The 6276-nt window shown below is 47.1% G+C and carries 5 protein-coding genes and 1 pseudogene; 1 reads left to right on the top strand and 5 read right to left on the bottom strand.

Annotated elements, in window-relative coordinates:
* Positions 1 to 361 precede the first annotated feature (361 nt).
* Positions 362 to 1906 (top strand): HAMP domain-containing sensor histidine kinase, encoded by a 1545-nt coding sequence (locus tag G7Y39_RS12860; RefSeq protein WP_165157845.1) that lies wholly within the window; start codon positions 362 to 364, stop codon positions 1904 to 1906.
* Between the two features lie 29 nt (positions 1907 to 1935).
* Here the strand turns inward: G7Y39_RS12860 and G7Y39_RS12855 are convergent, their stop codons facing one another.
* From G7Y39_RS12855 to G7Y39_RS12835, 5 genes and pseudogenes are all read right to left on the bottom strand, one after another.
* Positions 1936 to 2457, bottom strand: a complete 522-nt coding sequence (locus tag G7Y39_RS12855; protein WP_165157844.1) for a DUF4833 domain-containing protein — start codon at positions 2455 to 2457, stop codon at positions 1936 to 1938.
* A 53-nt stretch (positions 2458 to 2510) separates the two neighbouring features.
* On the bottom strand, positions 2511 to 3515 hold the full coding sequence (locus G7Y39_RS12850) for a glycoside hydrolase family 43 protein (protein WP_165157843.1): 1005 nt from the start codon (positions 3513 to 3515) through the stop codon (positions 2511 to 2513).
* A 39-nt stretch (positions 3516 to 3554) separates the two neighbouring features.
* Positions 3555 to 4766: an L-serine ammonia-lyase gene (locus tag G7Y39_RS12845; protein ID WP_165157842.1), complete on the bottom strand. Its 1212-nt coding sequence runs from the start codon at positions 4764 to 4766 to the stop codon at positions 3555 to 3557.
* Between the two features lie 111 nt (positions 4767 to 4877).
* Entirely contained in the window at positions 4878 to 5996 is a 1119-nt protein-coding gene (locus G7Y39_RS12840) for an acyltransferase family protein (RefSeq protein WP_165157841.1), read from the bottom strand.
* Between the two features lie 84 nt (positions 5997 to 6080).
* Positions 6081 to 6276, bottom strand: a pseudogene (locus G7Y39_RS12835) (hypothetical protein); the annotation flags it as partial.

Genomic DNA, 6276 nt, shown 5'->3' with positions numbered 1-6276 from the left:
CCAAAATCGTGCGCGGGTGCACCGATTACAGCAGCATGCTCCCCATGAACATGGGTTTGAGTACTAATAAATACTAAATGTTTAATGAAAACAAAATCAGGGGATAGAAGCTAACAGCCATTGAATCCGTGATTTGCAATTTCGTCCGGCTGTGCTTGGACGCTTACGCAAAACGCTGAAATTCGCACGGTTGTTAAATCGTTACTGTTAATCTTCAAATGCCCTGCTAAATATTTATTCCTCAAATGGTTGCGTCAAACCGTTGAAAATCTAAAATAAGATATCTGTTATTTTCCCTTGATATATTTTGTATGAATCCCAGTAAATACATACTTTTACTTCAAAAATAAATTTTTAAGTCATGTGGGTTATTTATCTTTTACTATCTTTTATGCTTTGTTACAACCCTGTCACACAGGCGCAAGACACGACGAATCAATTTATGACACAGGCACAAAACAGCCTGGAAAAGAAAGATTACACCAAAGCTCGTTATCTTTTTTTACAAGCTTACAAAAGCTCATCCCAAAAAGGAGATTATCAACAAGCGATCGATGCCGGTACGCAAGCGGTTTATCTATACTATCGCGAGAATTACTATCAAGAAGCTTTCAACCTTTGCCGCCAGATGGACCAATTTATCTTGACCGAGGAGCAGAAGTTGCAGCAACCACTTTATGAGCAACATTTCCAAATAACGAAAGAACGACTGGAAATGTATATTAAACTAAAGAATGCCGCCCAAGCGCAAGTTCAACTCAACATATTGGATAATCTGGCCAGCCAAGCAGGCGACGAGCAGTTATCGAACAATTTATTGTATACCCAAGCGGGTTATTATTATACGTTCGGGCAAAACGAACAGGGAGATGCCGCTTTCCAAAAACTGATCAACTGGTATAAAGAGAAGAAAGAATACGACAAGGTAAGCGATTGCTACCGAAACCTGATCTCTTCGGCTCGTAAAGCAAACAATGCCCCGCTGATGGAACGCACCTACGAGAAATACATCGTATGGACGGACTCCGTAAAGGCCCTTACGGCGAAGGATCAATTGGGAGCGTTACAGCAAAAGTACGATCAAAGCTTACAGACGATACAGGAGAAAGACGATAAACTGTCCGTTAAGCAATCTATGATTGTCGGACTGATCACATTCGTGGTAATCCTTATAGCCGCCTTGCTTTTCTTAGGATTCCTTTTGCTGCGCTTTGTCGTGCTGAATAAGAAATTAAAGAAGATCATTCAGACGACAAATGAACATAGCGAGCAGCAGGCCCAATTCATCCAAAACCTATCGGTTCAGATGGAGCCTACCTTGAGCAAGCTTAACGCATCCGCCAAGGAATTGCAGGAGGTAGCTCCAAAGCAGGCTGAGGATATATTGGCACGGGTAGAGGCTTTAAAGCGGTTCACGACTCATATCCAACAGCTTTCCTCCTTGGAGAATACGTTGATGGAACCGTATGAGGTTAGTTCTTTTAATGTGGGAAACTTCGGTAAGAAAATCGTGGAGAAGGTTAAAGGAGAGGTTAAACCGGAGGTCAATCTCGTAACGGACATACCCCCATTGGAGATTAAGACAAATGCCGAGCATCTGGAACAAGTCTTGTTGCATTTGTTGAGAAATGCCGCGTTATATACTTCCAGCGGCAACATCCGTCTGGAATTTAAACGGAAGGGGGCTCATGTCTGCCAATTCATCATTACAGACAACGGTACAGGCATACCCGATGATCTAAAAGAGAACTTATTCAAGCCTTTTAACGAGGCGAAGGATTTGGCGCAAGGCGATGGATTGGGGCTACCGATCTGCGCGTTAATGGCAAGCAAACTAAACGGGACCCTATCTATCGATAAGGAATACAAAAAGGGATGCCGATTTATCCTTGTGTTACAGATATAAGGCAACTATCATCGGGAAGAGAGAGCCCTCTATCTCCTGACTTTTTCCGTTACCGGTTGATTCGTGGCGACAGAGATTCCTTGGAGTTCTACATACTCAACGCTTAAAGGATTCCTGGAGCTGGCTTTAACGTAGAGAGACTGAAGAATCGCCTTTTGGTTGGCGATCGTTATGTAGCATACATAGCGGGAATCTCGTTTGGCGATCGTCAATTGGCGGGAGGGATAAGCGGTCAATGAGCATACGCAAGCGTTTTCGCTCGCCGAGATCAGTTTGTACCCGTAAGCCATTTTCCGCTGGATATAACTCAAGCCATTGGTTTCCCCCGGATGCTTTTCCCGATTAACCCAATAAACATTCAAGGGATCATGCGTGTCCAACTTACCGTCCCTCAGATTCACATCGTAACAAACCAAATTCTTATTCACACTTCGGGCTATATGAAAAAGCCTCCCAACCGTTGGATAAGTACCCTCCTCCGGGTCCGCCGCGAACGAGGCGACGAAAGGGAAAAGCATCACGATGATACTAAGCAGCCATCTCTTTCTCATTACTCAATCTTTCTGTTGTTATCTCATCCGTCATCCGTTTCTATCGGAAGTAATTATTGGATCGTACGAGCCTCAACGCCTTCGGTCGTAATCTCCACGGGATTGATCAATCCCTTCTCGTTGAACGTCATCTTCTCGATACAAGTCTCCCGGTGGTCACGTGTCTTAACTCCGGCTGGACGGCGATGGTACACGATGTAGTAATCTTCCGAACCCGGCACATGCACGATCGAGTGGTGCCCCGCTCCGTTAGCGATATCGAAATTTTGCCGCAAGACCTCCCCGATACGATTGAACGGGCCAAAAGGAGAATCGGAAATGGCGTAAGCGACCTTGTAATCCGGTCCGGTCCAGCCGCCCTCACTCCACATGAAGTAATATTTACCATTCTTCTTAAACATAAACGGGCCTTCCACGTAATCCTCGGGAGTTACCTCTTTATAAATCGTTCCGTCCTCAAACGGTATGAGTCCGGTAAAATCTTTATTCAAGCGTACCATATTGCAGTGCTTCCAACCACCGTAATACATATAATACTCATCACTGTCAGCATCGTGGAAAACAAACTGGTCGATCGGCTGCGCCCCGTTCACGATCTCGTTGATCAGCGGCTTACCCAACAAATCCTTATAAGGCCCTTCCGGACGATCGCTCACGGCAACACCGATGCCCCCGATCTCTCCCTCATGCACGTCATTCGCCCCGAAGAAAAGATAATACTTACCGTCCTTGTTGATTACCGAAGGAGCCCACATAGCGATCTTCGCCCATTTCACCTCTGCCGTATCCAAGATAGCGGTATGCTTGGTCCAATTCACCAAGTCCTTGGAAGAGAAGCAATCGAAAAAGGTTTGCTTCTCATACAAATCACTCGTAGTCGGGTAAATCCAATAGGTATCCCCGTAAATGATTCCCTCCGGATCGGCGTACCAACCTTCGAATACAGGATTACCACTCTTCGCGATCTCTTCGCTTGGAGCCTGTTTTGGACCACCGCAAGACATCAAGGCTCCGGCCATCAATACCGTGCAAAACAGGCTTTTCCTTCCGTTTATCATCACTAGTAGATTATTTATTAGTAAATCAAATCGTATCTTTTAATCATTCGGGTTCTCCATGTTCTTCGCCAGACCACCTTCCGAGGTCTCCTTATAAAGACTAGGCAGATCATTACCTGTCTGGCGCATCACCTCGACCACCTGATCAAAACTTACCCGGTGTTTTCCGTCGGAGAAGTTCGAGAACGTATTCGCGTCAAGCGCACGGGCGGCGGCAAAAGCGTTTCGCTCGATACAAGGAATTTGTACCAAGCCACAAACAGGATCGCAAGTCAGTCCCAAGTGATGCTCCAGTCCCATCTCGGCAGCATACTCGATCTGGGCAGGCGTACCACCAAACAACTGGCTGGCGGCACCGGCAGCCATAGCGCAAGCCACACCGACCTCACCTTGGCAACCTACCTCAGCCCCCGATACGGAGGCATTCGTACGCACCACATTCCCAAACAAGCCCGCTGTAGCCAACGCACGCAATATACGGGAATCCCGGAACTCGCGCGTCTCCTTCAAGTGATAAAGAACCGCAGGCATTACACCGCAAGAGCCACAAGTCGGAGCGGTCACGATCTTCCCGCCACATGCGTTCTCCTCAGACACCGCCAAGGCATAGGCATACACCATTCCCCGGCTCTTGATACTACTGCCATAACCTTTCGCACGGATCATATAATCGGAAGCCTTACGACGAATGCCCAAGCCCCCCGGCAAGATACCTTCCGCTTCCAGACCACGGCGAACCGCATCCTGCATCACATCCCATACCTCCGCCAGATAATCCCAGATAGAAGGGCCTTCGTGTTGCTCCACATACTCCCAATAGGAATGGCCCGTCTTCTCACACCAAGCCTGTATCTCCTTGATCGTATGCATATCGTATACTTGCTCCGTCCTCAACTCATTGAAAGACTCGTTTGCCAAGGTTCCCCCACCGATACTATATACGGTCCACGTATCTAGCTCCTCACCACTCTCATTATACGACTCGAACAGCATCCCGTTCGGATGGAACGGCAAGAAGGTCTTGGGTTCCCAAGTAATATTTGTCTTCGCTACCGGCTGTAACACCTCAAGAATAGCGGCATCCGTCATATGGCCTTTTCCCGTAGCAGCTAGGCTACCATATAAGGTCACGTTAAAACGAACAGCGCCCCGGTTACGTTCCAAGAACATTTGTGCCGCGCGCATCGGCCCCATGGTATGACTGCTTGAAGGGCCATGACCAATCCGGTATATTTGTTTGATTGATTCCATCTTTTCTCGATCTAAATTTTCTTGTTTCTATACTTTAAGGGAAATAGTATGTTTATAAAACGCCTACAAAAATAGGAAAATTATCAATATTCCTTTTTCTCCATTCGTTTATTATACTTTCAAGAAAATACGTTGGCGATATAAGAAATACAAGAATCCCCAACAAACGGCGATATACGCGATAGCGCTAACCAAAGGCTGAGCGGTCTCGGGCATCAGCTTCGCCAACCCTCCGCATATAGCCTCGGAAGTATAGGAGAAACGGATGAAACGCTGCGCCAGATAGATCGTAATAGAGTTCATGCCGATCACGGTAAAAAACAAGGTCCATTTACGCCACCCCAATACATCTATGATATAGAAGAACAAAGCAAACATCCAAACGGAATAAGCACCTACCACACAGACAAAGGAGCTTGTCCATAGCTTCTTGTTGATCGGGAAGACCAAGCTCCATAACAAGCCGACGATCAACAGCACAGCCCCCGCTCCTACCAAACAAAGCACTTTCTTTCGGTCGGTCAGCCCCTCTTTCCGCGACTTAATCCACTCACCGGTGAACATACCCAGCATCGCCGTGGCAATCGCGGGGACGGTAGAGAACAAACCCTCCGGATCAAAGACAGTCTCGTACAAACGTCCGGGAAGAAACAGGCGGTCTATATACCCCACCAAGTTTCCCTCGAGCGTGAACGGCCCCGCCCCACCGGCGTCCGGCACAGGCACGAAAGCCATCGCCAGCCAATAGCCAACCAAGATAAGAGCCGTTACCCCCGCACGCACTTCCCAACCGAAACGGACAAACAACAAGGCCGCGAACATCCATCCCAACCCGATACGCGCCAGCACGCTCGCGCAACGCAGGTGATCAAATTCAAACGACAATAGCCCGTTATATACCAATCCCAGGAAAACCAAGGTAATTCCCCGACGGACGATCTTTTTATAAATCGCCCCTTCCGTCATACCTTTTCCTCGTTGCTTCTCTAGTGAGAACGGAAACGAGATACCCGCGATAAAGAGAAACAGCGGAAAGATCGTGTCGTGATGCGCCAACCCGTTCCATTCCACATGCTCCATCTGTCCGGCTATCGCCTGAAAAAAAGGATTCGGAAACAATGTCGCCAAAGCGACAAATAACGAAGCACCGCCCATAATAAAGAGCATGTCAAACCCCCTGAGGGCATCCAATGATCGCAACCGCTGAGGCTGCTGTTTTTGTTTTTCCATATAATCTATTTACATTTGAAGACAACGCAAATATAGGAAAACCTTCATATTCCGTTCTTCGCAAAAGTAGGGATTATTTCCTTCTTATTTCAATTTTTGGATTTGTTCAACAGACAAAGCCAACTTTTGCGCGATCTGTCGCTCATTCAATCCATCTTGTTCCAACATTCGAATCATACCTCGAATAAGTTGATCCTTCTGCAGAAGAGCCTGTTTCTGTTCTTGAATCGCTTGATCCTTCTGTTGGATTGCCTCTTCTTTCTGTTGGATTGCCTCTTCT

This window comes from Parabacteroides sp. ZJ-118 (assembly GCF_011038785.1).
Taxonomy (GTDB): Bacteria; Bacteroidota; Bacteroidia; order Bacteroidales; family Tannerellaceae; genus Parabacteroides.
This window is presented reverse-complemented; position numbering and strand designations above follow the sequence as displayed.

Coding starts and splice junctions, on each gene's coding strand:
- G7Y39_RS12860 (WP_165157845.1), top strand. CDS start 362: ATGTGGGTTATTTATCTTTTACTATCTTTTATGCTTTGTTACAACCCT.
- G7Y39_RS12855 (WP_165157844.1), bottom strand. CDS start 2,457: ATGAGAAAGAGATGGCTGCTTAGTATCATCGTGATGCTTTTCCCTTTC.
- G7Y39_RS12850 (WP_165157843.1), bottom strand. CDS start 3,515: ATGATAAACGGAAGGAAAAGCCTGTTTTGCACGGTATTGATGGCCGGA.
- G7Y39_RS12845 (WP_165157842.1), bottom strand. CDS start 4,766: ATGGAATCAATCAAACAAATATACCGGATTGGTCATGGCCCTTCAAGC.
- G7Y39_RS12840 (WP_165157841.1), bottom strand. CDS start 5,996: ATGGAAAAACAAAAACAGCAGCCTCAGCGGTTGCGATCATTGGATGCC.